Origin of the sequence: Streptomyces spiralis (genome assembly GCF_014654675.1) — a bacterium.
Taxonomy (GTDB): domain Bacteria; phylum Actinomycetota; class Actinomycetes; order Streptomycetales; family Streptomycetaceae; genus Streptomyces; species Streptomyces spiralis.
Window position 1 is genome coordinate 1 of the sequence record NZ_BNBC01000072.1, and the last position, 24658, is coordinate 24658.

At 67.4% G+C, this 24658-nt stretch carries 23 protein-coding genes and 8 pseudogenes; 13 read left to right on the plus strand and 18 right to left on the minus strand.

Features of this window, described 5'->3' with window-relative positions; translation table 11 throughout:
• Positions 1-238: IS200/IS605 family transposase (gene tnpA, locus IE318_RS41080; RefSeq protein WP_189907982.1), on the plus strand; the 238-nt coding region annotated here is incomplete at its 5' end.
• Positions 239-270: 32 nt separating this feature from the next.
• Here the strand turns inward: tnpA and IE318_RS41085 are convergent.
• The 5 genes and pseudogenes from IE318_RS41085 to IE318_RS41105 form a co-directional block, all read right to left on the minus strand.
• Positions 271-551: pseudogene (locus IE318_RS41085) on the minus strand (P-loop nucleotide/nucleoside kinase family protein); the annotation flags it as partial.
• Positions 552-709: 158 nt separating this feature from the next.
• Positions 710-1633, minus strand: coding sequence for an NADP-dependent oxidoreductase (locus IE318_RS41090; RefSeq protein WP_189907983.1), 924 nt, complete (start codon positions 1631-1633; stop codon positions 710-712).
• 106 nt (positions 1634-1739) lie between these two features.
• On the minus strand, positions 1740-2135 hold the full coding sequence (locus IE318_RS41095) for a MerR family transcriptional regulator (RefSeq protein ID WP_189907984.1): 396 nt from the start codon (positions 2133-2135) through the stop codon (positions 1740-1742).
• A 61-nt stretch (positions 2136-2196) separates the two neighbouring features.
• Positions 2197-2673, minus strand: a pseudogene (locus tag IE318_RS41100) (ATP-binding protein); the annotation flags it as partial.
• A 93-nt stretch (positions 2674-2766) separates the two neighbouring features.
• Positions 2767-3141, minus strand: coding sequence for a MerR family transcriptional regulator (locus tag IE318_RS41105; RefSeq protein WP_189907985.1), 375 nt, complete (start codon positions 3139-3141; stop codon positions 2767-2769).
• Positions 3142-3186: 45 nt separating this feature from the next.
• On the opposite strand from IE318_RS41105, the gene IE318_RS41110 reads away from it, so the two are divergent.
• The 3 genes from IE318_RS41110 to IE318_RS41120 all read left to right on the plus strand — a co-directional run bounded on the left by IE318_RS41110 (position 3187) and on the right by IE318_RS41120 (position 5724).
• Positions 3187-4080 (plus strand): NAD(P)H-binding protein, encoded by an 894-nt coding sequence (locus tag IE318_RS41110; protein ID WP_189907986.1) that lies wholly within the window; start codon positions 3187-3189, stop codon positions 4078-4080.
• A 195-nt stretch (positions 4081-4275) separates the two neighbouring features.
• Entirely contained in the window at positions 4276-4809 is a 534-nt protein-coding gene (locus IE318_RS41115; protein ID WP_189907987.1) for a VOC family protein, read from the plus strand.
• Between the two features lie 150 nt (positions 4810-4959).
• On the plus strand, positions 4960-5724 hold the full coding sequence (locus IE318_RS41120; RefSeq protein WP_189908009.1) for an IS5 family transposase: 765 nt from the start codon (positions 4960-4962) through the stop codon (positions 5722-5724).
• Between the two features lie 400 nt (positions 5725-6124).
• Here the strand turns inward: IE318_RS41120 and IE318_RS41125 are convergent, their stop codons facing one another.
• Together IE318_RS41125 and IE318_RS41130 are read right to left on the minus strand one after the other, a co-directional pair.
• Positions 6125-7690 (minus strand): DUF7405 family protein, encoded by a 1566-nt coding sequence (locus IE318_RS41125; protein WP_189907988.1) that lies wholly within the window; start codon positions 7688-7690, stop codon positions 6125-6127.
• A 480-nt stretch (positions 7691-8170) separates the two neighbouring features.
• Complete coding sequence (locus IE318_RS41130) at positions 8171-8536, minus strand: hypothetical protein (protein WP_189907989.1); 366 nt, start codon at positions 8534-8536, stop codon at positions 8171-8173.
• Between the two features lie 23 nt (positions 8537-8559).
• Here IE318_RS41130 and IE318_RS45760 point away from each other — a divergent pair.
• Positions 8560-8727 (plus strand): annotated as a pseudogene (locus tag IE318_RS45760) (extracellular solute-binding protein); the annotation flags it as partial.
• Positions 8728-8810: 83 nt separating this feature from the next.
• Here IE318_RS45760 and IE318_RS45765 read toward each other — a convergent pair.
• Positions 8811-9044 (minus strand): annotated as a pseudogene (locus IE318_RS45765) (hypothetical protein); the annotation flags it as partial.
• Positions 9045-9319: 275 nt separating this feature from the next.
• Between IE318_RS45765 and IE318_RS41140 the strand changes: the two are divergent.
• The gene (locus IE318_RS41140) at positions 9320-10771 is read left to right on the plus strand and encodes an NCS2 family permease (protein WP_189907991.1); all 1452 of its coding nucleotides are present in this window, start codon (positions 9320-9322) and stop codon (positions 10769-10771) included.
• 88 nt (positions 10772-10859) lie between these two features.
• On the opposite strand, the pseudogene IE318_RS45770 reads toward IE318_RS41140, so the two are convergent.
• A pseudogene (locus IE318_RS45770) lies at positions 10860-11018 on the minus strand (penicillin-binding protein 2); the annotation flags it as partial.
• A 181-nt stretch (positions 11019-11199) separates the two neighbouring features.
• Between IE318_RS45770 and IE318_RS41145 the strand changes: the two are divergent.
• Together IE318_RS41145 and IE318_RS41150 are read left to right on the plus strand one after the other, a co-directional pair.
• Positions 11200-11694 carry a MarR family winged helix-turn-helix transcriptional regulator gene (locus IE318_RS41145; protein ID WP_189907992.1) on the plus strand — a complete coding sequence of 165 codons (495 nt, stop codon included), beginning with the start codon at positions 11200-11202 and terminating at the stop codon, positions 11692-11694.
• On the plus strand, positions 11691-12146 hold the full coding sequence (locus IE318_RS41150) for a winged helix DNA-binding protein (protein WP_189908010.1): 456 nt from the start codon (positions 11691-11693) through the stop codon (positions 12144-12146). The genes IE318_RS41145 and IE318_RS41150 overlap by 4 nt, the downstream gene beginning before the upstream one ends.
• Before the next feature lie 36 nt (positions 12147-12182).
• On the opposite strand, the pseudogene IE318_RS41155 reads toward IE318_RS41150, so the two are convergent.
• A pseudogene (locus IE318_RS41155) lies at positions 12183-12889 on the minus strand (IS5 family transposase); the annotation flags it as partial.
• A gap of 13 nt (positions 12890-12902) precedes the next feature.
• On the opposite strand from IE318_RS41155, the pseudogene IE318_RS41160 reads away from it, so the two are divergent.
• A pseudogene (locus tag IE318_RS41160) lies at positions 12903-13115 on the plus strand (integrase core domain-containing protein); the annotation flags it as partial.
• A 503-nt stretch (positions 13116-13618) separates the two neighbouring features.
• Here IE318_RS41160 and IE318_RS41165 read toward each other — a convergent pair.
• The gene (locus IE318_RS41165) at positions 13619-14077 is read right to left on the minus strand and encodes a MarR family winged helix-turn-helix transcriptional regulator (protein WP_189907993.1); all 459 of its coding nucleotides are present in this window, start codon (positions 14075-14077) and stop codon (positions 13619-13621) included.
• A gap of 110 nt (positions 14078-14187) precedes the next feature.
• Here IE318_RS41165 and IE318_RS41170 point away from each other — a divergent pair, with 110 nt between their 5' ends.
• Together IE318_RS41170 and IE318_RS41175 are read left to right on the plus strand one after the other, a co-directional pair.
• Entirely contained in the window at positions 14188-15270 is a 1083-nt protein-coding gene (locus IE318_RS41170) for a substrate-binding domain-containing protein (RefSeq protein WP_189907994.1), read from the plus strand.
• Positions 15271-15572: 302 nt separating this feature from the next.
• Complete coding sequence (locus tag IE318_RS41175; RefSeq protein WP_189907995.1) at positions 15573-17270, plus strand: purine-cytosine permease family protein; 1698 nt, start codon at positions 15573-15575, stop codon at positions 17268-17270.
• Positions 17271-17363: 93 nt separating this feature from the next.
• On the opposite strand, the gene IE318_RS41180 is transcribed toward IE318_RS41175, so the two are convergent.
• Complete coding sequence (locus IE318_RS41180) at positions 17364-17762, minus strand: hypothetical protein (protein ID WP_229904110.1); 399 nt, start codon at positions 17760-17762, stop codon at positions 17364-17366.
• 160 nt (positions 17763-17922) lie between these two features.
• Between IE318_RS41180 and IE318_RS41185 the strand changes: the two are divergent.
• Positions 17923-18127, plus strand: a pseudogene (locus IE318_RS41185) (transposase); the annotation flags it as partial.
• Between the two features lie 594 nt (positions 18128-18721).
• On the opposite strand, the gene IE318_RS41190 reads toward IE318_RS41185, so the two are convergent.
• The 5 genes from IE318_RS41190 to IE318_RS41210 form a co-directional block, all read right to left on the minus strand.
• The gene (locus IE318_RS41190; protein WP_189907996.1) at positions 18722-19579 is read right to left on the minus strand and encodes an ASCH domain-containing protein; all 858 of its coding nucleotides are present in this window, start codon (positions 19577-19579) and stop codon (positions 18722-18724) included.
• Between the two features lie 252 nt (positions 19580-19831).
• A complete protein-coding gene (locus IE318_RS46230) occupies positions 19832-20035 on the minus strand; it encodes a class I SAM-dependent methyltransferase (protein WP_308438630.1) in 204 nt (67 codons plus the stop codon).
• A gap of 211 nt (positions 20036-20246) precedes the next feature.
• Entirely contained in the window at positions 20247-21014 is a 768-nt protein-coding gene (locus IE318_RS41200) for an SDR family NAD(P)-dependent oxidoreductase (protein ID WP_189907997.1), read from the minus strand.
• Entirely contained in the window at positions 20989-22551 is a 1563-nt protein-coding gene (locus IE318_RS41205) for an MFS transporter (protein ID WP_189907998.1), read from the minus strand. The genes IE318_RS41200 and IE318_RS41205 overlap by 26 nt, the downstream gene beginning before the upstream one ends.
• A 73-nt stretch (positions 22552-22624) precedes the next feature.
• Entirely contained in the window at positions 22625-22894 is a 270-nt protein-coding gene (locus tag IE318_RS41210; RefSeq protein ID WP_030187052.1) for an Atu4866 domain-containing protein, read from the minus strand.
• 131 nt (positions 22895-23025) lie between these two features.
• Between IE318_RS41210 and IE318_RS41215 the strand changes: the two genes are divergently transcribed.
• Positions 23026-23877 (plus strand): helix-turn-helix transcriptional regulator, encoded by an 852-nt coding sequence (locus IE318_RS41215; RefSeq protein WP_189907999.1) that lies wholly within the window; start codon positions 23026-23028, stop codon positions 23875-23877.
• 466 nt (positions 23878-24343) lie between these two features.
• On the opposite strand, the gene IE318_RS41220 is transcribed toward IE318_RS41215, so the two are convergent.
• Positions 24344-24577: a hypothetical protein gene (locus IE318_RS41220; protein ID WP_189908000.1), complete on the minus strand. Its 234-nt coding sequence runs from the start codon at positions 24575-24577 to the stop codon at positions 24344-24346.
• Positions 24578-24658: the final 81 nt, after the last annotated feature.

A 24658-nucleotide genomic window follows, 5' to 3' on the forward strand; every position in this document is an offset into this window, starting at 1 on the left:
CGAACGCGACCACGTCCACCTCCTGGTGCACTACCCGCCCAAGGTCGCCGTCTCCAAGCTGGTCAACAGCCTCAAGGACGTCTCCGCCCGCCGGATACGACAGGAGTTCACCGGACAGATCAACCGCGCCATCATGCACGGGCACCTGTGGTCGCCCTCATACTTCTCCGCATCGTGCGGCGGAGCACCGCTGGCCATCGTCCGCCAGTACATCGAGCAGCAAACACGTCCGCTCTAACCTGCACGTCAGAGCAGCCTTGAGATGCATTCAGCCCCGGCGTGAACGCCGGAGCTTTCTGCAAGAATCCCGGTAACCGCCAGGGGGTTCACGATTCCGCGATCACAGTGAGCCCTTGCCGGAGATGTTCACCGGCCAGGGCGTATCCGATGACGTAGCCGGCCGGTCCGACGGGATGCCGTGCCAGGCCGGAGCGGACGATGGCCTGTTCGATGGTGTCGATGCGTACCTGGACCGCGCCGATGCGCGCGGCCAGCAGTCGCGCCAGGGTGGTCTTGCCTGTGCCGGGCAGTCCGCCGATCACAATGAGCATGTGCTCATCCTGCCGTGGCGGTTCAGTTCCTGTTGTCGGCGTACGCCTGAACGTGCTCAACCCCGTACAGGTGAACGTGCTCAGTTGGCGATGCGCTGACCACGGGTTCTCGTCAGTCCGCAATGGACGGTCGACAGCGTCAGACGGCCGGGCCCTTCTCATGCCACCTTGATGACAACCTTGCCCGAGGTGTGACCGTTCTCGACGGTGGCGAGGGCGGCCGGGGCGTCGGAGAGCGGATGGACCGCGGTGATTACGGGTGCGAGAAGTCCGTCGAGGGCCAGCCGGGCCGACCGCTCCAGGTTCTCGCGGTCGACGCGACGCTCGACGAAACGCCCACCGAGATCGGACACAGACACATCACCCACAGCGATGACGTTGCGGGGATCCTGGGCCAGCGGAGCGACCGTCCGCAGCGAGGTGCCTCCCGCCAGGTCGACGATCCCGTCGAAGCCGTCCGGAACCAGCTCGCGTGCCGCGGCGGCGACGTCCTCGGCGGTGTAGTCGATGAACCGCACCCCGATGGCCTCGGCGTGCTGGCGCTTTGCGGTACTCCCGGTGCCGATCACACGCAGCTCGCGCCCGATGGCCAGCCGGGCGACGGCGAGGCCGACCCCGCCCCCGACTCCGTTGACCAGGACCGTGGCACCGGCCGGGAGGCTGAGCTGGTCGAGCACGTCCACCGCGGTCGTCCCGGCTACGGGCAGCGTTGCCGCCACGGTCGCGGACAGACCCTCCGGGATGCGCGCGGTGTTCGGCGCGGACAGCACCGTCGTCTCGGCGTAGGTGCCGCCACCGGTGAGTGCGAAGCCGAAGACCGCGTCACCCACCTCGAGCCCGTTGACGTCCTCGCCCCGGGCGAGAACGGTTCCGGCTGCCTCCATGCCCAGCACGCGGGGAAACGGACGCCCGCCGTCGAGCCCGTCGACCAGACCCGAGCGCAGAAGGTGGTCGAGGGGATTCACGCCGGCGACGTCGACCTGGATCAGCACCTCGCCGCGACCGGGGACGGGGTCGGGACGGTCGAAGAACTCCTGCACCTCGGGCCCGCCATACCTGCCGAAACCCCACGCCTGCCCCATCTTGCGCCGCCTCTCGTATGACCGACCCGGTGATTCCGGGCGTGGTCGCCATCCTCACCTCTGACATTGATGTGAGGGGCAACCGGATGAGATGCAGATCACAGAATCAGGCCGACTGCGCCACCGGTTCCGGGGCCGTGGACAACTCCGCCCGGTGTCGGCTGTTGGCCTTGATCAGCACGTCGAGTGCATCCCGGGTCTCGATCAGGTGCGCGATGTCGGCGTCGATCCGGTCGCGCTCGCGCATCATCGCCGTGAACGTCTCCTCGGCGACGCCCAGGTCACCCGGGACGTCCACACACGGCAGCACAGTCGCGATCACCCTGCTGGACATACCTGCGTCGAACAACTGTCGGATGAGTGACACGCGCTGGACCGCAGCATCGGAATAGTGACGCTGCCCGGCGTCGGAGCGTGAGCTCGTCAGCAGGCCCTGCTCTTCGTAGTACCGCAGTGAGCGCGGACTCACGCCCGTGCGCTTGGACAACTCGCCTATCCGCATCCTTGAGAGCCTACGCCCGCGTGCTCCAGGTTCAGACCGCCGTCGAGTCATGGACGCTCGCATCGATGCAGAGAAGATCGACTCGGCCGTAGCGGGCGATGGTCTTGGTCAGCACCTTCTCGTCCGCGGCCTCGACCAGCTCGTTGACGAGTTTGGTGGCGAGTGTGTAGCGGACCCGGTAGCCGGCCATCACGGCTTCGGTGCCCAGGGCGATCAGCAGGTGTGACTTGCCGGTGCCGGAGTCGCCGGTCAGGCAGAGCGGCAGGCCCTTCTTGACCCACTCGCAGGTCGCCAGGGTGTGGATGACCGCCGGGTCCACGCTGGGGTTGGCCTCGAAGTCGAAGGCCCGCAGTGTTTTCTCGCGTGGGAACTGGGCGGCCTTGATCCGCCGTTTCGAGCGGCGGCGGGCCCCGTCGTCGCATTCAGCCATCACCAGTTCGGCGAGAAAGTCGCGATACGACATCTGGTCACGGGCGGCTGCTTCGGCCAGCTCGGGGAACTGGGCCCGGATGGTCGGCAGCCGCAGCATCCGGCATGCCTAGTTGTTGCGGGCCAAGGCGTTGATGTCGGCGGTCACTTGCTACCGGTCCAGGGCAATGGTCGTCGACCGCGAATCCCTCACATCGGATGATCAAGAGTCCCAGACGAATGTCGCGCAGTCCGCGCACTCCTCGAGGTACCGATGGCGACACTCGACGGTGTGCCGGAGGAAGGTGATCGCTTGCTGTCTGCTGCGGACCTCACTTTCGAGCGCAGCGATCTTCGCACGCACGACCTCCTGCGCTGCGGACTTCTTCGGGGACATCGCTGCGGTGACCTCTGGCAACGAGAGCCCGACTTGTCGCAGTTTCAGCACGGTTCGTGCCTGCTCCAGGACGTCGTGGTCGTAGAGGCGGTAACCGTTCGCGTCCCGGTGCACCGTGAGTGCTCCGACGTGCTCCCAGTGCCGTAGGACATGGGCCTCGACTCCAAGCTGCGCAGCCGCCTCGCCGATCGTTATCGCCATTCCGCCCTTGCCTTGATGTCGACTTGAACCTTTAGCCTCCCCAGCATGCCTGACAGTTCTCCCACCCCGCCCACTCCTGCTCGTTCCCGATCGGTCCTGGTCACCGGCGCGACGGGCAACCTCGGCCGTGAGCTCCTCGCCCGACTGCAAGCGCGCGCAGCAGCTGTGCGGTGCCTCGATCGTCGCCATGTTGGCCCGCGACCCGGCATCGAGTCGGTGCGCGGTGACCTGACCGACGCCGACTCCGTCCGTGCGGCGCTCGACGACATCGACACCGTCTTCCTCATATGGCCGCTGCTCGACACCGCCCCCGCCGAGCCTCTGATCGCAGAACTCGCCGCAGCAGCACCGCGCGTCGTCTACCTCTCCTCGACTGCGATCGATGACGCCTCATTTCGCCAAAGCGACCCGATTGTGCAGGTACACGCGGACATGGAACGCCGGCTCCGTGATGCCGGCCTGCAACCCACCGTGCTGCGCAGCGACACGCTGGCGTCCAACACCCGGGGCTGGGCGGCACAGTTGCACGCAGGCGACGTGGTCAGAGGTCCGGACATAGCGCGCACAGCAGTCGTGGACGAGGGTGATGTCGCGGCCGCAGCCGCGGAGGTACTCCTTCGACGCCAGGACGATTTGGATCGCACCCCCTACCTGCTGACCGGGCCCGAGCCCCTCAGCAGGGCCGACCAGGTTGAAATCCTCGGTGCCGCCCTCGGACGAAAGTTACGTTTCGAGCCGGTCCCCGTGGATATCGCGCGCGCACGAATGCTCGCGGACGGCCGTCCCGAACGGCTGGTCGATGCCCTCATCACGGCGTCAACGCGGCGACCCGAATCACGCCTTGTCACCGATGATGTCGAGCGCCTGACCGGTAGGCCGGCCCGCCCCTTTGCGCAGTGGGCCATCGACCACAGCACCGAGTTCGGCCCGCGGCCATGACCACACACATCAGTCAGTGAGCGTTTTCCAACCTCCGGCTGACGGGGGCAGGGGTCAAAGGCGGGGTCTGGAGCAGCGCGAGCAGTCGTGAGGTAGTACCGGTTGCGCCCCAACCTCACCGCCGTTTGGGACAGAAGCTGCCCTATCTCACGCCTATCGTCGTTGCCGGCAACCAACATCAGCGAAAGGACCGCGATGCCCGAGCAGACGAGCCCCGCGCCGGAGGGCTACACCTCCGTTGCGCCCTGGGTCGTCACCGACGACACGGGGGCCTTCCTCGACTTCGTCACCCAGGCATTCGGGGGCGAGGAACTCGGGCGGGTGTCGACCGAGGATGGCTTGATCGGTCACGCTGAGATCCGAGTCGGCGACACCGTCGTGTTGGCCTTCGACCGACACACGGACTGGTCCGCCATGCCGAGCCTGCTGCGCGTGTTTGTCGCCGATGCGGACGAGGCGTTCTCACAGGCCGTCGCAGCTGGCGGCCATGTCGTCACTTCCCTGGCCGACGACGCCTTCGGACAGCGCGGAGGGCGTATCAAGGACCCCTTCGGCAACATCTGGTGGGTGGTCAGCTGCGTTGAGGACGTCTCTGAGGGCGAGATGTGGAAGCGGCTGCAGGACCCCGTATACGCCGAGGCCATGCGCGTGGCTCAGGAGACACTCGACGCCGAGCTCAGCGGTCGACGCCACGGGCGCAGCAGTGCACCCGTCACGACAACCAGCTAGACCCACGATGTCGGGGTTCGCATGCGCCAGACCGGTAGCCAAGGAGGTCTTCATTCTGCTTCGGCAGCTTGCCGGTTGACCTGACGCACGGGTGAAGCCCCTGGTAGATGGGTTTTCGGCCAAGAAATCCGTCTCTACTAGAAGCTTCACCTGCTTGTTTACCCCTCCGGGCTGGACGTGTCCAGTTCCGCCCTCCGCTTCCTCTCAGCCCGTCTGCGGGAACACCGCCGTGGTCTCGGCACCCGGTGGCGGCGCCTGAGTGCAGGTCGGCAGGCTCTGCTCGCCCTCGCCCATCTCCGCAACGGTCATCCGTATGTGCAGCTCGCGGCCGGGTTCGGCGTGGGCACCACCACTGCGTACCACTACGTCACCGAGGCAGTTGAGGTTCTGGCCGCCCTTGCCCCGACGCTCGCCGAGGCGGTCCGGGCGGCGTCGATGAAGGCGTTCGTCCTGCTGGACGGGACGCTGCTGCCGATCGACCGAATCGCCGCCGACCGGCTTTTCTACTCGGGCAAGCACAAGAAACACGGGATGAACGTGCAGGTGATCGCAGATCCTTCCGGCCGCCTGCTGTGGGCCTCGCCGGCCCTGCCCGGGGCCGTCCACGACGTCCGTGCGGCCCGCGAGCACGGCATCATCGACACGCTTGCCGAGGCCGACGTCAACTGCTGGGCCGACAAGGGCTACCAGGGCGCCGGAGGCACGGTCCGTGTCCCCTGCCGCGGCCGGTGGGAGACGCTCTCTGCAGGGCAGCAGGCCGTCAATCGATCCCACGCCAAGATCCGGGCGCTCGTCGAGCAAGCCGTCGCCACCCTCAAGTCCTGGCGACTCCTTCGCAAGCTCCGTTGTTCGACCACCCGCATCACGGTCCTCGTCCAGGCCGTCCTCTGCCTGCATCGGGCCAGCTCAGCTTGAGGATGGAAAACGCTCAATGTCGAAACCGTCACGGGAAACTGCCCATGAGGCACGCCAACGCTCCACTGACGTTTTCTCAGCGTTGATCATAGGCCGTCGGCGGCTGCCTTCTACAGCGCGGGCAGTGTGTGGATGCGTGTGGCGATGATATCGGGGGTGGAGCCGGGCTCGACGTCGGAGAGACACGAAATGACTCGTGGGTGGTCAGTCGATCAGGCCGTTATGGGTTCGAAGCGGATGGTCCCGGAATCCCCGGAGGAGGCCCGGAGGGCCTGCGGGACGTCTCACCGCGCACCAACACCAAGCTGCCAACCGTTGCTCAGCCCATCTTGGCATTCCCCCAGGGAGGCGACCTGCCGGAGCCCGAGCGGGACGAACAGGGCGCGGCGCGTGGCTCGTCTCAGACAAGGAACTCGGCGAGCGGGAAGGAGCGATGGCGACGTGGTGGAACCAGATAGTTCTGCCGGTGGGTCGTGTGCAGGACCGAGTTGATGCCGGCGTGGGGGCTGCGCGGTGCGATAGGGAGTGTCCTATCGGGATAGTGGCCGTCCATCGAGAGTCGAACGCGATTGAAGATTGCAATCGTCGGCTGGAACGAAATGAAGTGCAACCCGGCCGCTGGATTCTTGCTGTAGTGATCTGCCGTCGGATCGGATGTGTAGTGGAATGGATTGTCCAGCGTGTCGAAGTCGCCGCGCACGGGGATGGTCGTTCCCGTAGGGTATGCCTTCCCGTAGTTGCTGGTCGTCGGCGATGTGGTGCTGTCCACCTGCGACATGCTCCCAGTATGGCCGTAGGCGTGGTACCGCTGGACCCCCTGCGCTACTTCGGCCTCACTTTGGCCTGGCGGTTGGAGGGCAAGCGTGCCCGGCGCGGGTGTGGGCGAGAGGCCGGGGTGGAGCATCGCCTGGACGCGATCCGCGTACTGAGGGAAGTTCTGTTCGTACCAGGTCACCAGATCTTGAAACAGGTGCGAGAGATGCATGGTGGTGCCCTGTTTGAAGTAACCGTTGGGCCACTGATCGGTGAGGCCCGGCAGGGTCTCCAGATTGGCGATGTTGCCGGGTCCCATATTCGAGTCCAGGGTGGTGGCGAAGCCGAGGAAGCCCTGCGCCTGTCGAGGAATCGACTGTGCACCGGGGATATTATGTGCCAGCGCCAGCTTGCTCGGCAGGCCCTGTTGCCCGTAGAAACCGCCCCCGGAGAAGCCCTGTCGGATACTCGTCACCTTGAACAGGCTGCCCGCCTGGTTGCTTCCAAGCCCGAAGAGGGCGTTTTGGGCTGCCTTAATATTGGCGAGCGAGTCACTGCGGAGTAGCACGGCCACGTCATTCTGTTCCAGGCGGACCGGCCCGAAGCCAAGCGGGGGCTGGTCGCTGGGGAACGTCCTGGCCTCCTGCAGCGCATATACGGTACGGCCCTCCGTCTTGGAGGCCATCAAATCGAATGGCAGATACGCTGGGTAAGATGTTCCCGCCTTGAAAAAGTCTGACGTCTTGCCCAGAGTCGGGATGTAGTGGTGGAAGTATGGAAGTCCCCAGGCTACCGTGGAGGCCACTCCTGTGGGAGTGGGCGGAAATTGGCGCTCCAGATCCAGGAGGGCGGACTCGAGGTGGTGCTGCGCCTCCTGCAACGCCTTAGCATTCGCCGGCACATTCAGCCTTGCGGTAATGACATGATCGTGCAGGGCTGGCACCCGGACCGCAATCGTGCCGTTGCCACTCTTCACGCCCGAGCCATTGACCATGACCACCTGCTCGTTCTGCAGGATATATTGCTCCTGGATGGGCGGGCTGCCGACGTTAGCGGCCCGCTCCGGTGGTTTTGCAATGCTGTCGATCATCTCATAGATGCCGGCGGATGCTAGTGCAGCACCGAAGGTGCCCACTGTCCCTTGAAGAAGACGTCGCCTACCCAAGTTCCTGCGTGGTTGTCCCGCACGCGCATTCTCGTTGCCATCTGTCATGAAACGCATTCCTCAACTGTGGAGTAGATGTCCGCCACCACCCAGCATCGAAGGTCTGACCCGCACGCGTAACCGGGACTGACCTTCCTGCCACTAATGCGCATCGGAGGGGTCAGGGATTGAAATAGAGGCTGAGGACTTTAGCCTGCTACCACATCTCCCCCATAAGGGTCTGCTCGCGATGCGGGTTTCCCAGCGCCGATACAACCTTGCGCACGTGCCGCCAGATAGCCGACGACGGTGGGTGCGCTGACTAGTTACCATCGTCGTCACCTTCGCTCTCGCGATATAACCACACGCGGTCTGAGGCATTGAAGCCAACACGCGGCCTAAGGGCTGTCCCGCAATGATCAAGGAGGCCAGCGGCACTTTTCTCCTGCGGGTTGGCCCACGGGGCGCCGGGGGCGGTTGAATGCCGTGGTGACGGACTGGACGAAGGTGGTAGACGCCCACGGGGAGACTGAGCGAGTGCCGGCGCTCCTAGATTTGGTCGAGCGCGAGGAAGCTCCTGAGGCGTGGGAGGAGCTTTGGGACCGTCTGTGCCTGCACGGTGGGACGGTCGCCCCGGCGAGCTTCGCCGCTCTGCCGCGCTTGGCGGTCCTGGCGCCCACGACTGCCCAGGCGCTTGAACTGGCTGGCGCCATCGTGCGCGGTACCTTGCAGCACCCTGCTGAGGGAGAATTCCGAGGCGCCGGCCCATCCGCTTTCGAAGACACGCTCGCCGTCGCCCAGCCGGACCACCGCAGACGCGTTGGGGGTGGGGGCGATCCGGACCTGGGGCGTCTCGACTCCCTCGTACGCCAGGGCGTCGCTCAGCACCTGCCCCGCTGTGTCGCTGCCCAGCACGCCCACATAGGCTGCGGTGGGGAGACACCGAGCTCGCCCGCACGATGAACTACGTGCCCAACAAGACGACGCTCGCCCCGGCCGTCGCGGGCGAGGAGGGCGCCGCCGCCATGGCAGCGGGCGCCGCCCACGGCCGGGCGACCCCCAACACCCCGCAGTGGGCGACCGTCGAGGCAGACAACCCGATCCAGGCGCCGGAGCCCGCCTCCCCCGGACTGTGGTCCACCAGCAGCACGACGGAAAGGTCCTCGGGAACGGACAGGTCGCGCAGCGCGACTATGGCGTGCAGGACGACGAGGAGGCTGACCGACTCGACGAGGATCACCGTCGTCCCGGCGGCCAGTGCGTCGTCGAGCCATTGCCCGGCGAGCTGCTGCGGAGCAACGTACAGCGGGGCGGGCAGGGCCAGGCCGAACCGTTCGAGCGCCGCAGCGAACCCCTCCCAGCGGTCCGTCTGCGGCTCGTGGCGCTCGGCCTCGCCGATGTAGGCGAACCTGCGGTGTCCCATGGCGACGAGGTCGTCCACGATGCGTCCGGTCGCCGACCGGTAGTCGCCACCGACTTAGGCGATCTCGCTGGCCGGTACCTCGCGACGCCCTATGTAGACGAAGTGCACACCGGACGAGAACCGGAAGCGCAGCAACTTCTACATGACTTCGAACGCCGTATGGCAGGCCGAACTCCCCGGATTCCGTAACACGGGGAAAACCTGAAACGGGTTCACCACGGGAACAATCCAGCCAGCGTCCCGCACCGGTTCAACAGGCAACTAGGAGTCTCGTCATGTCCGACACACAGAACGTGGCCGCCCGGCCAAGTGCCGCACCTCCGGCCGTGAACAGCCTCGACCGGTACTTCAGAGTCTCAGAACGGGGCTCCACCATCGGCCGTGAGATACGCGGCGGCTTCGCCACGTTCTTCACCATGGCCTACATCCTTGTCCTGAACCCGATCATTCTGGGCAGCGCCAAGGACAAGTTCGGTCACCAACTGGACACGGGTCAACTGGTCACGGCCACCGCACTGGTGGCCTGTGTGATGACGATCATCATGGGCGTCGGTGGCAATCTGCCGCTCGCCATCGCCGCCGGCCTCGGCCTCAACGCCGTCGTCGCCTTCCAGCTCGCCCCGCTGATGAGCTGGGCCGACGCCATGGGACTCGTCGTCATCGAAGGTGTCCTGATCTGCGTCCTGGTCCTCACCGGACTACGGGAAGCGATCATGAACGCGATCCCGCAGCAGCTCAAGCAGGCCATCGGCGTCGGCATCGGCCTGTTCATCGCCTTCATCGGCTTCGTCGACGCCGGGTTCGTCAGCCGGATCCCGGACGCCGCGAACACCACCGTGCCGGTGCAGTTGGGCTCTGTGGGTCGGCTGACCGGTTGGCCCGTCCTGGTCTTCTGTCTCGGTGTGCTGCTGACCATCGCGCTGCTCACCCGCAGGGTGAAGGGCGCGATCCTGATCAGCATCGTGGCCATGACCGTCGTCGCGATCGTCATCAACGCCGCGGCCGACATCAAGAGCTGGGGCCTGACCACCCCGAAGGTCCCCGACAAGGTCGTAGCGGCCCCCGACTTCGGGCTCGTCGGTCACTTCAGCCTGTTCGGCGCGTTCGGCGAGACCAGCGCGATCACCGTGATCCTCCTGATCTTCACGCTGATCCTGTCGGACTTCTTCGACGCCATGGGCACCATCGTCGGCATCAGCGCGGAGGCCGGGCTGCTCGACGAGAAGGGACAGGTGCCGGGCATCGGCCGCGTCCTGTTCATCGACGGCGCCGCCGCGGTCGCCGGCGGTGTGGGATCCGCCTCGTCCAACACCGCGTACATCGAGTCCGCGGCCGGTGTCGGCGAGGGTGCGCGCACCGGTTTTGCCAACCTGGTGACCGGCGGTCTGTTCGGCCTCGCGCTGTTCCTCACCCCGCTGCTGACGATCGTTCCGCTCCAGGCGGCGGCCCCCGCCCTGATCGCTGTGGGCTTCCTGATGATGACGCACGTCAAGCACATCGACTGGGACAAGTACGAGATCGCCATCCCGGCGTTCCTCACCATCGTCGCGATGCCGTTCACGTACTCCATCACCGACGGCATCGGCGCCGGCTTCCTGTCGTACGTGGTCATCAAGACGGTTCTGGGCAGGGCCAAGGAGGTCAACTGGCTGCTGTGGGGCGTCTCGGCGCTGTTCCTGGTGTACTTCGCGATCGATCCCGTGGAGCAGATCCTCGGGGTGAAGTAGGAACGGGCGGTCACTCGCGCCCGTTGGGCGCGGGTGACCGCGCGACCAGCCGAAAGGAACCCGCGGTTGAAAAGGGGGCCCGCAGTGCTCAGCTCGTCAACGCCGCCTGCATCATCGCCCTTGCCACAGGCGCAGCCAATCCGTTGCCGCTGACCTCAGAACGTGCCGCGTCCGACACCTCGACCGCCACCGCCACGGCCACCTCCCTGCCCGTCGCGTCGGACGTGGCGTACGACGTGAACCAGGCGTTTCTATGCGCGCAAGCACGCCGAGGGCTAGGGCCTGTATTTGGTCGTGATCATGTGCCGGGGCAGAGGCGGTCCCGTTGGATGCGTTCCCTCGGCCCGTCGCGGCGCCGAGTCGATTGCGCCGTCACATCCGCCGGAAAATAGTAGCCATGGACATAGTAGCCATGTAATGTATTCGCCATGAGCAAGGGTTCACCGGGCCCCACGCCCGGCTTCCTGGTATGGCGGCTCGCCAACAAGTGGCGCGTCGCGGTCGACCGCGCGGTGGCTCCGCTGGGTCTCACCCACGCGCAGTACGTATTGGTCGCGTCGCTGCACGGCATGCAGCGCGCTGGCGAGCGGCCCAGCCAGCGCCGGCTCGCCGACCACACCGGTCTGGTGGCGCTGTATGTCTCGAAGCTGGCGCGCGCCCTGGAGTCGGCCGGTCTGATCGAGCGCACCCGTGATCCCCGCGACCCGCGCGCCGTACAGCTCGCCCTCACCGAGCAAGGACAGGCTGTCACGCGGCAGGCCATCGCGGTGGTCCAGGGACTGCTCCAGCAGCTGCTGGAGCCGCTCGGCGGCCTCAACGCCCCGCGGACGCGCGCGTTCACCGACGACCTGACGGCCCTGCTCGACGTACCTCTCGCTCCATCCGTACCGAACGACCAGAGCACTCAGGGGACAACACCATGACCACCATTGCGTCCACCACCGAGCCTGTCGCCAATGCCCGCGACCTCGCCCTGGCCCACTACGCCGCCCGCGGCGTCCTGGAGCACGTCCTGGCCCGGCACGGCGCCACATTCCTGCAGCAGGTCGCCCTGCGCGCCGCCATCACCACCGAGACCCCGCAGACGCCGGACGATCTCATCACCCAGGTCCAGGGCTCCCTCAAGGCCGATCCGGCCGACATCCGCGCCACCCTCGACGAACTGCTGGCCAAGCAGCTGCTCGTCGCGGACGGCGCGCACCTTCGCCCGACGGACGCGGGGCGCGACCTGCTCGCCGCCACCGGCGCGGAGACCGCCCCCATCTCCGCCCGCATCTGGGGCGGGATACCCGCCGACGACCTGACCGCCGCCGGCCGCGTCCTCGCCCTGGTCACCGAGCGCGCCAACGCGGAGCTTGCGGCGCTGACCGCCTGACCTCGCGACCGGTCCTGTAACTGGCTGTGAGCACAGGCTGGTTCGGGTGAGGTCGTTGATCCAGATCATGGAAGCGCGGAGATGCAGGCCGGCGAGGTAGCTCTGCGGGGTCTTGTCGTAGCGGGTGGCGATGCCGCGCCAGGCTTTCAGCTTGTCGATCAGTCGCTCGACAGTGTTCCTTGCCTTGTAGAGGTCGGTGTCGCGGCCGACGGGCCGACCGCCTCTGCTGCCCTTCTTCTTCCGGTTGGCGGCCTGGTCCTCTTTCTCCGGGACGACCGCCTTGATCTGGCGTCTTCGCCGGTAGGCGCGGTTGCCGCGGGACGAGTACGCCTTGTCCCCGGCGACCGCGTCGGGCCGGGTGCGGGAACGGCCGACCGGCTGGCGGACCCGCACCTTCTTCAGCACGGGGATGAACTGCGGGCTGCCGGCCGCCTGCCCGGTGGTCAGTACGGGCGCCAGCGGGCGGCACTTGCGGTCGGCGGCGACGTGGACCTTGCTGGTCTGCCCGCCGCGCGAGCGCCCGAGCAAGGCGGCCTTCAGCCGGAGTCGGTGTCGACGCCGTCGGCGGCGGCGCTCTTCCCGGGCGCTGTCACTGTCGGCGGATCGCCCGTCTTGTCCTTGCTCATCGCCCCCTTTGACCGGGCCTTCTCCTCCTCGGCGGCAGCCTCCTCCAGGGCGGTGAGCACGTCCTCGCCGAGTTGCATCCCGGCGGCATCGTGGTGGGCACCGGCGGTGGTGGAGTCACGCTGACCAGCCGGCGACAACGCGGCCATGGAATCCCTCTTCAGCCTGCTGCAGAAGAACGTCCTCGACCGCAGAAGCTGGACCACCCGTGAGGAACTGCGGATCGCGATCGTGACCTGGATCGAGCGGACCTATCACCGACGCCGCCGACAAGCCGCACTCGGCCGGCTGACCCCCGTCGAATTCGAGACCGTCATGACCACACCGGCCCTCCAGGCCGCGTGACCGAACCTGTCACCCGAACCTGCACCAGACCCTCTCTCTCAATCAAAAATCGCGCTGTCTGTTGTGGGCCACGCGGGGGCTGACCTGCCTGGTGGCGGCGCCAGTAGCGGGCCACTCTCCCCTCCAGATCTCCCAGGTCCACGCTGCCAGTCCTGGCCAGAACGACCGATCCTTCTGGGCCTTCGGGGGCAGTCAGAGCCAACACGCCACCGTCCGGTGAGCACGCCGCTGTGTACTCACCTTCATCTACGTCAATCGCCTCAATCCAGTTCGTAGCGTGGACGAAGGACTCCAAGACGAAGAGGTTCTCGTCGCGATCGAAGATGAGCACGGTGTCGGGAGAAAGCTCCATAGGAATCACTGTGGCAGTCCCGTTCGTTGTGCTGCGACCAAAATGAACGACGTCCTACAGGTCGTTTTCACCTTCAATGTGAGCTTCATCCAGCATCTTTCGGTGTGGGTTGGTCGTTATGCTGGGTCTGCGCGGCCATTGATCGAAAAGTTCAACTGTGCGACCTGCTGGCCGCCACCGCAGGCAACCCGTCGACCGCTGCCGCGAGCAGAGGCAGGAGCTGGGCGAGTTTTCCCTGGTCACCGACGGCGTCGAGAAGCCGGGTTTGGTCGGAGTGGACGCGGTGGGCGGCGCGCTGTTGGAGGATGCGGCCGCGGGCGGTGAGGTGCAGCAGGACGCGGCGGCGGTCGTCGGGGTCGGGCCGGCGGTAGACCAGGTTGCCGGCGACCATGCGGTCGACGAGCTTGGTCAGAGTGGGCGCCGGCATGAGGGCGTGGTCGGCGATTTCGGACATCGGGTGGCCCTGCCCGTCGGCAACGGCCGACAGGACGCGCCACTCCTCCACCGAGCAGCCCTCCTCGGCCAGCACCACGGCCAAGCGCCGACCGAGGCGTCGCTCGGCGTGACTGAGGAGGTGGGCAAGGTCCGGGGAGGAGGGTTCGGACAGCATTGCCGGTGTCCTTCCGATAGGTCTAGTGTTCGGGCAGATAACGAGCCTCCGCGAGGGCGCCGGGGCCCGGACCGGGATCCGCGCGCCCAGTACCCTCACGGAGGTGGTCTGTGCATCCGGTGCCGCCCAGAGGGAACGGCGATTCGAGCACGACACTGGTCGTGGCCCTGGTCGTGCCGCTGCAGGGACCCGCGGGGGTCTTCGGCCCGTCGTGCGAGCTGGCCGCACAACTGGCCGTCGAGGAACTGAACGCCGCGGGCGGCGTGCTGGACCGGGAGGTCCGCCTGGTCACGGTGGACGGCGGGGCATCGCCGGAGCGGGTGGCGGCCGAGGTCGAGGCCCTGGTGTCGCTGCGCGCCGTCGACGGGGTGGTGGGCTGGCACACCTCGGCCGTGCGCCAGGCACTACTGCCGCGGATCGCGGGCCGCGTGCCCTACGTCTACACAGCTCAGTACGAGGGCGGCGAGCGCACACCCGGGGTCTTCCTGACGGGCGAGACCGATGCCGCGCAACTGCTGCCGGCGATGCGGCTGCTGGCCGAGGCGACCGGCGCGCGACGCTGGTGCACGGTGGGCAACAACTATGTGTGGCCGCGCGTGACCGCCCGCGCCGCACAGCGATACGTCCGGGCGTGCGGCGGTCTGGTGCGCGACGAGGTCTTCGTGCCGCTGGGGACGCATGAGTTCGGGCCGGTGCTGCGCCGGATCGAGCGGTGCGAGGCGGACGCGGTGCTGATGCTGCTGGTCGGCGACGACGCGGCACGCTTCAACCGGGCGTTCGCCGCGTACGGCCTTCACCAGCGGTGTCTGCGGCTGAGCACCCATATGGACGAGAACATCCTGCTGGCCACCGGTGCCGAGGCCACCGACGGGCTGTGGGCGACGGCTGGTTTCTTCGAGACGCTCGCGACCGCCGAGAGCCTGGACTTCAGCGCCCGTTACGCGGCGCGGTTCGGTGTGGAGGCACCCGTCGTTGGCAGTCTGGGCGAGTCGTGTTTCGAAGGGGTGCGCCTGCTGGCGGCGTTGGCCGAGCGGGCGCGGTCGCTGGACGTGCGGGCGATGTGCACGGTGGGCGAAACGGTCTCCTACGAGGGCCCGCGCGGCGTACTGCGGCTGCGCGGCAACCATCTCACCCAACGGCTGTACCTGGCACGGGCGGATGCCTTCGACTTCCACATCGCCACCCAACTCTGACCCCGCTCCCCGTCGTTGACATTACCTTGCCACAGAAATACTTTCTACGGGAAGCATCTGGCGGAGGCGAAGCATCCGTATTCAATCGGGCCCTTCGCTCGCCGCAGTCGCCCATGGACGGGCACCCCGACCGACACGGTTTCGCTCCTGTTGGCAGGCTATCTACGCGCGTCGAATAAAGGCCCGTTAAAGACCTTTCCCTTAAAGGAAGCGAAACGTTCAAGAAACAGTGTGGCGCGACTCTTCCGTGCAATCACCCGGGGTCGCCCGGGTCGTCCCCAGTGCTGGGAAGAGGGAATGTCGTGACGGAGATCGTCGACAAGGAAGCACCGCCGGCGAGTACGGGCGGACGGACATACAACAACTGGGCGCAGAACGACACGTTGGAGGACTACTCGCTGCGCTACGCGCCGAAGTCCTTCCGCCGCTGGACCCCTTATGTGGTGGCCACCACGGCACTCGGTGGCATCGCCTACCTCGCCGACTTCGCCATCGGCGGCTCGATCGCCATCTCCAACGGCTTCTCCAGCGCCATGGTCGCGATCCTGGCCGCGGCGGTGGTCATCTTCCTGACCGGCATCCCGATCTCGTACTACTCGGCGAAGTACTCCATCGACATGGACCTGCTGACCCGGGGCGCCGGCTTCGGCTACCTCGGATCCACGCTCACTTCCGTCATCTACGCCAGCTTCACCTTCATCTTCTTCGCCCTCGAAGGCTCGATCATGGCCCAGGCCCTGGAGCTGGGCCTGCACATCCCACTCGCCGTCGGCTATCTCATCTGCTCGCTGATCATCCTGCCGCTGGTCATCTACGGCATGACGGCCCTGTCGAAGATGCAGGTGTGGACGCAGCCGGTCTGGCTGGTGCTGATGGTCGCGCCGTTCGTGTCCATCGTCATCCAGGAGCCGGACAAGTTCTCGCAGTTCACGCACTTCGCCGGCAACTCCCCCACCGGCTCCAGCATCAGCATGCTCGGCGTCGGCGCGGGCGCCGGCGTGGCCCTGTCGCTGATCGCCCAGATCGGCGAGCAGGTCGACTACCTGCGCTTCATGCCCGACAAGACACCCGAGAACAGCAAGAAGTGGTGGGGCGCCGTCCTCTCCGCCGGCCCGGGCTGGGTGGTGCTCGGCGCGGCCAAGCAGATCGGCGGGGCCTTCCTCGCCTTCTACATCGCCGGCAGCGTCGGCCTGTCCAAGGCCAACGAGCCCATCCAGCAGTATGTCCACGGCTTCAAGACCTTCGCCGCACCCGTCGCCCTGGGCCTGGCCACGTTCTTCGTGATCCTCTCCCAGATAAAGATCAACTCGACGAACTCGTACTCCGGTTCGCTGTCCTGGTCGAACTTCTTCTCCCGCCTCACCCACCGCCACCCCGGCCGCGTCGTCTACATCTTCCTCAACGTCGGCATCGCACTGGCCCTGATGGAGGGCGGCGTCTTCGGCTTCCTCAACACCGTCCTCGGCTTCTACTCCAACGTCGCCATCGCCTGGATCGGCGCGGTCGTCGCCGACCTCGTCATCAACAAGCCGCTGAAGCTCAGCCCCTCGTACATCGAGTTCAAGCGCGCCCACCTGTACAACTTCAACCCGGTCGGCTTCGGCTCGATGCTCATCGCCTCCGCCGTCTCCATCGCCGCCTACTTCCAGGCCTTCGGCGACTACGGCAAGGCGTACTCCCCCTTCATCGCGCTGTTCCTCGCAATGGTCCTCTCACCGCTGTTCGCGGTGCTCACCAAGGGCAAGTACTACATCGCCCGCGTCGACGACCTGGAGGAGCCGCTGCTCGGGGCGGACGGCCTGCCCTCCGCGGCCATGCTGACCTGCACCGTGTGCACGACCGACTTCGAACGGCCGGACGTGGCGAACTGCCCCTTCCACGCCGGGGCAATCTGCTCCCTGTGCTGCAGCCTGGAGAAGGACTGCCACGACTCCTGCAAGAGCGGCTCCGGCACTGGAGCGGTCGCCCTCGCCATGCCCACCGTGCGATCCGTGAACTGACCACCATCACCTTCCCGTGTCCCGTTTGGCTCCGGCTCGCGTTATTCGACGTGGGCCGGAGCGACGTCGTCAGTCGGTCAGGTCAGGTCTGCTCTAGCGTCGCGGGCGGACGGTGCTTCGAACGGGCATGCGTCGGTCAGCCCTTTGGCTGGTGCTGGACAGGCAGGACACGAACGACACCGTCGCTGCCGGCGGACTGCCGCAGCTGCTGGTTCTCGGCCTCCAGGACGTGCACGACCCACACCAGTTGCCGGCAGTCTGTACGCAGTTGGTTGTGCTCTGCGCGCAGGCGGTGAGCTTGTGCTGCAATTCGTCGTTCTTCCGCTTCAGGTCGTCGACGACCTTCGGACGTGCATTCTGCATCCGGACCAGGGCGTAGAACAGGTCTTTCAGCCCGGTGTGCTTGTGGGTGAGTTTGTTGCGCTTGAGGTCGGCTTCCTCGGCGAGTGACTTGATGGTCAGCTGGCCGTCGGAAAGCAGCGGCGTCCCCACCAGTGCATGAAACCGGCACGGCCGTCCGTGCCGGCCTGACGGATCAGGTGCGGCGTGACGACGCGGGCCTGCTGGCACGCACGCGCGCCGTACCGGCGGAGGACATCGCTCACTGGGAGGCCGCTTGACGGTCTTCAAGGCCCGCAGGTGGCGGCGCAGGTCCCGTCGCCGCACCAACGTGGTCGGCATCTGCCCCGACCGCACCGCCGTCGTCCGGCTCGTCGGGGGCGGTCCTGGCCGAGCAGAACGACGAGTGGACCGAAGCCCGCCGCTACACGGGCCGCGAGCCCTTCGCCAAGACCCGACTCCACCCGATCGAGTCAGAAACCAACGACACCGTCCTGCCCACCGAACTCACCGCTTAGCCTCAAAGACGAGATCACCGAGTGGCCGTCGATACACCACTCCAGCGGACGTGACCCACTTCCGATCTTTTGCGCTGTCCGGAGATGCGGATGTACCGCGCCTACCAACAGCTTTCCCCTGTCGTATGCGGTCGGCTGTTGGCCGGCCGCTGTCGTTGGAGCGTTCCTGTGACAGCCATACCGGTTTCGGCCGTACCCCGCGAGTCCCTCTGCGAGCACACAAGCAGCAAAAGCCGCGTCCTCGTCCTGCTGGCCCATGGCTCCTGGAACGCTACGGATCCCCCGCCGCCCTGCGAAAGGCAGGCCGCCGCAAGCTCGCCGCCCGCGAGCCGGTGCCGTCCCCCACGTGCGGAGGCATCCTCCGCAAGGCGGACGAGACCAACCTGCCGCAGTAAGCACGGAGATCCCACTGCGGACCGTGTCCGCTGCTCAGACCGCCGCAGTGGACAGTCGGCCCGCAGGGACCCCACTCGACGAGCAGCCCCTCGACGCCACCGGCAGCGGCATTGAAGAGCTGGCGGACGGTGCTCGCGACGGGGTCTCCCCGCGCTCGTCGTCACCTTGCGGCCCAGTCGTCGCTGGTGCCTCCGCGGTTTAAGCGGGGCCCGTCTCGTCGGTGATTTGGAAGGTGATGACGTCGACTTCGTCGGTTTCCGCCAGATCTGGGTAGTGGCCCTTGAGGCGTTCCCGGAGTTCGGCTGCGGTCGTCAGTCCCTCGGCTTGGGCGTCCTGGTTGGTGAGGTCGCTGACCATGCAGTGCCTGATGTCGGTCACCTCTGCCGGCAGGACGACTTCGGGGTCGCTTTCAAACACCAGCCGTGCCGGCCCTAGCTGGGCCGGGTCCCGGAAGCGGGTGGTCTTGGTCTTGGCGCCGGAGCGGACGACTTCGAGGTAGCGGGGGTTGAACCGGATGATCGGGGGACCAGCCGTCTCGGGATCTTGGTAGAGCGATGGGTCGAGACCGTTCATTCCCGCCTCCGGGGTCCATCGCTGAGCCAGCGGCATCAGGTCGGCAGCGAGAACGGACCTGAGCCCCGCAGGCGTGGGCACGATGACGCGCATGGCGGGGTAGTAGTCCACGAAGACCTGCCGATCGCGCCCGCACGGGCCTATGACCCCGCGCCCGTGGTTTCCCACGGCGACGATGCAGCGCATCTGGCGGGCGCCCTGGGCTCGCGCGGCTCCCAGAGCCACGAGTTCGGCGCAGGGGCCGCCGGTGAAGTGGTAGAGGTTCACGCCGGCGAACATCCGGTAGTCGGCGGCCATGACCGCGGCGCCCACCGTGTGGATCCCCTCTTCGTTCGGCCCGGCGTCAGTCTGCGCGTCTATGGTGCGGCGAGCCAGCTCCACGAGTTCACGCTCGTCATCATCGAGAGACCGTGCAGATGACGGAACGTACACCTTTTTGACCTTCCCTTCCGTCAGCAGTCGCCCAAGAGCATTCCACGCCATGCACGTGGGCTCCACAGGGTTTCGGCTTACCTTGGCCGGGCCCCTATGGTGGTCTCGTGGGCAGGGACAGAGCGGCTGGTCGTGGTCACGGACGACGATCCCGAGGCCTGGCTCTGCCGTGGCTGCGGTGGCCCTTGATGCCGACGGTGAAGGCGGCGGCGGTGTTCTCCTCGTCGGTGTGCAGCTGTACCCGGTGCTCAGGGCCGTCCGCGAGGCCCTGACCCGATACGGCCCCACCACGTCCAACGAGCTTCAGGCATCCGGCTGTCCGCACACACGTAGGGGAGCAACGTAGGCGACGGTGCGGACGTTGTGGCACCCGTTGGCCGCGAGGTCCGCTGTCAGCGCCCGGTGGAAGTCGGGGGACGGCTCGATGGCGACGACGCGGCCGGCGGGCCCGACGAGCCGGGAGGCCAGCACCGTGAAGTAGCCGGTGTGCGCGCCCGACGCCGACACCGCGGCCGAGGTGCTGACCGAGCACCTCACCCAGACCGGTGCCGCACTGGCCGGCTCCCGGCATCCGTACCGAGGCCGCCGTTGAGCAGCGCGGGTGGGCGCTTACTCTGTCGGCGCCGCGCAAGCGCCCACCCTCGAACTGCGCTGCCGTCCCCGGCGGCAGGGTCGGCCGCGGACGTGGGTCCTCCGTTCAGATCGGGTGAACCCGCCGTCAGATCGCGGTGAAGCCGCCGTCCGCCGCGATCACAGCGCCCGTGATGAAGCTGGAGCGCGGGGAGGCGAGGAAGCAGAGCACTTCGGCGATCTCCTCGGGCTGGGCAACCCGGCCGAGCGGCTGGGCGTCGGCGAAGGAGGCCAGGTACTTTCGGCTGTCGGACCGGAAGGAGTCGAGGAAGTCCGTCTCGATGACGCCCGCGGCCACGATGTTCGCCCGGATCCCCAGCGGGCCGCCTTCGACGGCGAGGACCTTCGTCAGCTGGGCCAGAGCACCCTTGGATGCGCTGTACGCGCCGCCCTCCGGCAGTGCGACGGTGCAGGTGTAGGAACCCGTGCTCACGATGGCCCCGCCACCTCGTTCCTCCATCGCGCGGAAAGCCTCACGGGCGAAGAGGAAGGACCCTCGGGCGTTGACCGCCATCGTGGTGTCCCAGTCCTCCGTCGTCGTCTCCGTGATCGGCTTGTTGAGGGTGCGCCCCGCATTGTTGACCAGGATGTCCAGGCCGCCGAAGGCATCAACGGCTTCCCGCACCGCGTGATGGGCAGTCGCCTCATCCATGACATCGCCGATCAGAGGGTGAACGCCCGGGAATTCCCTGGGCAGTTCGCCCACCTCCTGGCGCTGGTCGACTGCGATGATCCGCGCGCCTCCGGTGTGCAGAAGCCGGACGGTCTCCTTACCCACGCCGCGGGCCGCTCCTGTGACGATGGCGACCTTGCCCGTGAACTCCCCGGAGTCAACGGGGTGAGTGGGGGTGACCATGGTGCTCTCCTTTGTCGATGCCACTACGGTCGATGCCGCTGCTGGCGGTACCGCTACGAACAGCGGCGCTGGTGGGGATGGCGGTACGCACAGGGGCGTTCCGGATGAGCGCGGTGGCGGCGAGACCGGCCAGAACGGCACCGACGACGATCGCGGTGGCCGGGACGTATCCGGCCAGCGGATCGGTGCTGCCGTCCGCTCGCTGACCGGCCTCCGCCACCGCGGTGACGACGGCCAGCACAACGGCACCGCCGATCTGCATGAAGGTGTTGAGCAGCGCGCCGGCGAGGCCCTGGTCGCGGTCGGGTACCCCGGTCACCGCGCTCATGTTCAGGGCGGGGAACGTGGCAGCCGTGCCAAGGCCGTTGAGGAGCATCACGGGCAGGACCACGGAGACGAAGGACGAGTCGGGCCCGATGCGCAGGAACATCGCGTACGACGCCGCCAGCAGCAGCATGCCCGTCGCAATCATGCGGTGGGCGCCGAACCGGGCCGCGAGGCGTCCCGCGAAGGGAGCCACGGCGCCGTTGACCAGGCCGAGGGGGATGAAGGCACCGGCCGTCTCCAGCGGTGTCCATCCCAGCACGTTCTGCAGGTAGAAGGTGGCGAGGAACGCGAAAGAGGTGTACGCGCCCCACATTGCGAAGATCGTCAGATTGGCGCCGACGCTCTGACGGCGCGTGAGGAAGGAGATGGGCACCAGGGGCGTCCTGGACCTGGCTTCGACGCGCGCGAACAGCGCGAGCAGGATGAGTGCCGCCGCGAACAGGGCGAGGGTGCGCGCCGAGGTCCACCCGTGCTCCGGCGCCTGTGCGATGGCGTACACGCACAGGAGAAGTCCTCCGGTGACGGTCAGTGCCCCGGCGATGTCGATCCTGCCCCGGCCGGCCGACGCAGGATCCCCCGGCAGCAGACGGCTCCCCGCGATGAGCGCGGCCACGGCGAGGGGCACCGGCAGCGCGAAGACCAGCCGCCAGGAAATCTCGGTGAGCGCGCCGCCGAGCACCAGGCCGCCGACGAATCCGCCGGCGCCCGCGGTCGCGTACCAGCCCAGGGCCCTGCCGCGCTCCGGGCCTTCCGGCCAGTTGGTGGTGATCAGAGACAGCGCCGCCGGAGCGAGGAAACCGGCGGCCATGCCCTTGAACAGCCGGGCCGCGATGAGCAGGCCACTGCTGGGAGCGATCGCTCCGAGCACGCTGACCACCGCGAACACGGCGACGGCGGTCAAAAAGGTACGCCGGCGGCCGAGCAGATCGGCCGTCCTGCCGCCCAGCAGCAGGAACCCGCCGTAACCGAGCGTGTACGCGGAGATCACCCACTGGAGGGATGCTGGTGGCATGCCCAGGTCGCGTTGGATGGCGGGCAGGGCGACACCCACATCGGACAGATCGATCGCGTCCATGAAGTGGGCGGCGCACAGGGTCAGCAGGGCGAGCGCGCCGGGCGTCGCACCGGTGGGCCCGGCCTGCGAAGCGGTGCGGCCTCCACCGGCCGGGACGTCCTTCGCCGGCAGTGGGCTCCTGGCCTGCTGTGTCATGGTCTTGCTCTCTCTTTCGATGCGGTGTTCCCTGAGTCCTTGAGCGAGTCCCTGAGCCGGCTCCGTGGCCCCGTCAGGGGGCGGGCTGCTCGCGGTACAGCACCAGGTGCTCGTGGTAGAGCACGCCGTCGCGTACATCGCCCGTGGCGGTGAAGCCGGTGTCGTCGACGTAGTCGATGTGGCTGCCCGTGACGGTGTACCGGCCGGTGTACGCACTGGCGCGCCTGCCGCGCGCCTCGTCGTAACGGCCGTCCGCGCGCAACTCCTGCCGGATGTAGCCGTCTGCGGTGACCCACATACCGACGATGTCGATATCCGGGCCGTTCGCCGAATCCGAGGTCATGGCATACCTCTCCGTGGTGGGAATGTCCTGCGCACCGAGTCTGGGCAATGCCCCACTGGCCAACCAGGACGCCTTCTGCCTGGGTGCGGCACACCCAGGCACCCCGTCGCGGCACCGCGTAGCCTGGCGGCATGGCGGACAACGACCTCGGAGAATTCCTGCGAAGCCGCAGGTCGGGACTTCGGCCCGAAGAAGTCGGCATGGCGAGCTACGGCACCCGCCGCGTCCCTGGACTGCGCCGCGAGGAAGTCGCGGTGCTGGCAGGCATCAACGCCGACTACTACACGCGGCTGGAACAAGGCCGGGAGCGCCACCCCTCCGCCCAGGTGCTCGACGCACTCAGCCGGGCACTACTCCTCGACCGTGACGCCCGGGCGCATCTGTACCGGCTCGTCGGTGCGGTGCCCGACACCCCCGCCGTCGGCGTGCCCGACCAGGTGGGCGCGGGACTGCGGCAACTGATCGACGGCTATACCCACACGCCCGCGTTCGTGCTCAACCGGACTCTGGACATCCTTGCCACCAACGCGCTGGCCGACGCCCTGTACGCGCCGTTCTACCCGGCGGACAACCTGGCCCGCATGGCATTCATGGACCCCGCGGGCCGGACCTTCTACCAGGACTGGAACAGGACTGCCCAGGCCACCGTCGCGAATCTGCGCCAAGCGGCCGGCTACGAGCCGGACAACCCGCGCCTGCGCCAACTCGTGGACATCCTCACCAAGAACAGCGCGGACTTCGCCCGCCTGTGGGACAGCCACACCGTGCGCGGCAAGACCCAGGAGGCCAAGCAGTTCCTGCACCCCGACGTCGGTCCCCTCACCCTCAGCTATCAGGCGTTCGACGTGCGAGAGACCCCGGGCCAGCAACTCGTCATCTACCACGCGGAGCCCGGTAGCCACAGCGCGGAGGCCCTGCACCTGCTCGGCTCCATCCATGCGACCCGCACCCGGTCCGCCCCACGCGGCGCGGACCGTGCCTGAGTACCGCCGCTGGGCAGGAGGGGGCTGGAGCGGACCCGCTGGGCGACGCGGTACAGCCGCAGGCGGCCGGTCGCTCGGCTTCGCCTTCGCCCCAGCGTCGACGACGGCAGGCTGTCCGACTGGCGGCTCGCCTGACTCCCGCCTTCCGCACGCCGCCGCTGTCCCGGAGCAGAAGGCCGGGGGAGGAAACCCGCACCTAGTTCGCCTGGGCGGTCGTCTCAGGGGGTGAGCCACTCACGACGTTCCCGGTAATGGCGTTGATGGCGCCGTTGCCGGCGAGGGTGACCAGGACCCGGACGGGCCGGACTGGGACTGGAGGGCGAATCGGGTCGGGTGGGTAGAACTTGAGGAAGACGGGATTGACCTCCTGGGGGGCGACCGGGTCGGGAGGGTAGGTGCGGAAGGTGATGTCTGTGCCGGCGAAGCGGTAGGCGGCGCCGGTGTCCTCCCCCGTGCCGGTAGTGCGCTACAGCGTGCTGACGATCTGTGCGGCTCCTCCGCCGCCAGGGCGGGTCTGGGTGACGACGCGGACGCGGATGCTGCCGGTGATGTGGATCGGCTCGGCGTTGGCGGCGTCGAAGGTGCCATCGAGTGGTAGTACGACAAGGCGAGTGTGAACTACTTGCTGGGGCGCGGCCTCTGCGGTGAGCGGCCTCTGACCAGGGCGGAACCAGCGCAGCATGACGCCCTCGCGGTCCACAGGTTCTCCGGCCACTGCAGACGATCGGCGACCTGCCGCAAGCGCCGCGCCCGCGGTCAGCACCTGATAGGTGTGCTGCGG

Coding starts and splice junctions, on each gene's coding strand:
- IE318_RS41215 (WP_189907999.1), top strand. CDS start 23,026: ATGGCGGACAACGACCTCGGAGAATTCCTGCGAAGCCGCAGGTCGGGA.
- IE318_RS41145 (WP_189907992.1), top strand. CDS start 11,200: ATGAGCAAGGGTTCACCGGGCCCCACGCCCGGCTTCCTGGTATGGCGG.
- IE318_RS41190 (WP_189907996.1), bottom strand. CDS start 19,579: ATGGCGTGGAATGCTCTTGGGCGACTGCTGACGGAAGGGAAGGTCAAA.
- IE318_RS41110 (WP_189907986.1), top strand. CDS start 3,187: ATGCCTGACAGTTCTCCCACCCCGCCCACTCCTGCTCGTTCCCGATCG.
- IE318_RS41210 (WP_030187052.1), bottom strand. CDS start 22,894: ATGACCTCGGATTCGGCGAACGGCCCGGATATCGACATCGTCGGTATG.
- IE318_RS41105 (WP_189907985.1), bottom strand. CDS start 3,141: ATGGCGATAACGATCGGCGAGGCGGCTGCGCAGCTTGGAGTCGAGGCC.
- IE318_RS41150 (WP_189908010.1), top strand. CDS start 11,691: ATGACCACCATTGCGTCCACCACCGAGCCTGTCGCCAATGCCCGCGAC.
- IE318_RS41115 (WP_189907987.1), top strand. CDS start 4,276: ATGCCCGAGCAGACGAGCCCCGCGCCGGAGGGCTACACCTCCGTTGCG.
- IE318_RS41165 (WP_189907993.1), bottom strand. CDS start 14,077: ATGCTGTCCGAACCCTCCTCCCCGGACCTTGCCCACCTCCTCAGTCAC.
- IE318_RS41205 (WP_189907998.1), bottom strand. CDS start 22,551: ATGACACAGCAGGCCAGGAGCCCACTGCCGGCGAAGGACGTCCCGGCC.
- IE318_RS41140 (WP_189907991.1), top strand. CDS start 9,320: ATGTCCGACACACAGAACGTGGCCGCCCGGCCAAGTGCCGCACCTCCG.
- IE318_RS41090 (WP_189907983.1), bottom strand. CDS start 1,633: ATGGGGCAGGCGTGGGGTTTCGGCAGGTATGGCGGGCCCGAGGTGCAG.
- IE318_RS41095 (WP_189907984.1), bottom strand. CDS start 2,135: ATGCGGATAGGCGAGTTGTCCAAGCGCACGGGCGTGAGTCCGCGCTCA.
- IE318_RS41125 (WP_189907988.1), bottom strand. CDS start 7,690: ATGACAGATGGCAACGAGAATGCGCGTGCGGGACAACCACGCAGGAAC.
- IE318_RS41200 (WP_189907997.1), bottom strand. CDS start 21,014: ATGGTCACCCCCACTCACCCCGTTGACTCCGGGGAGTTCACGGGCAAG.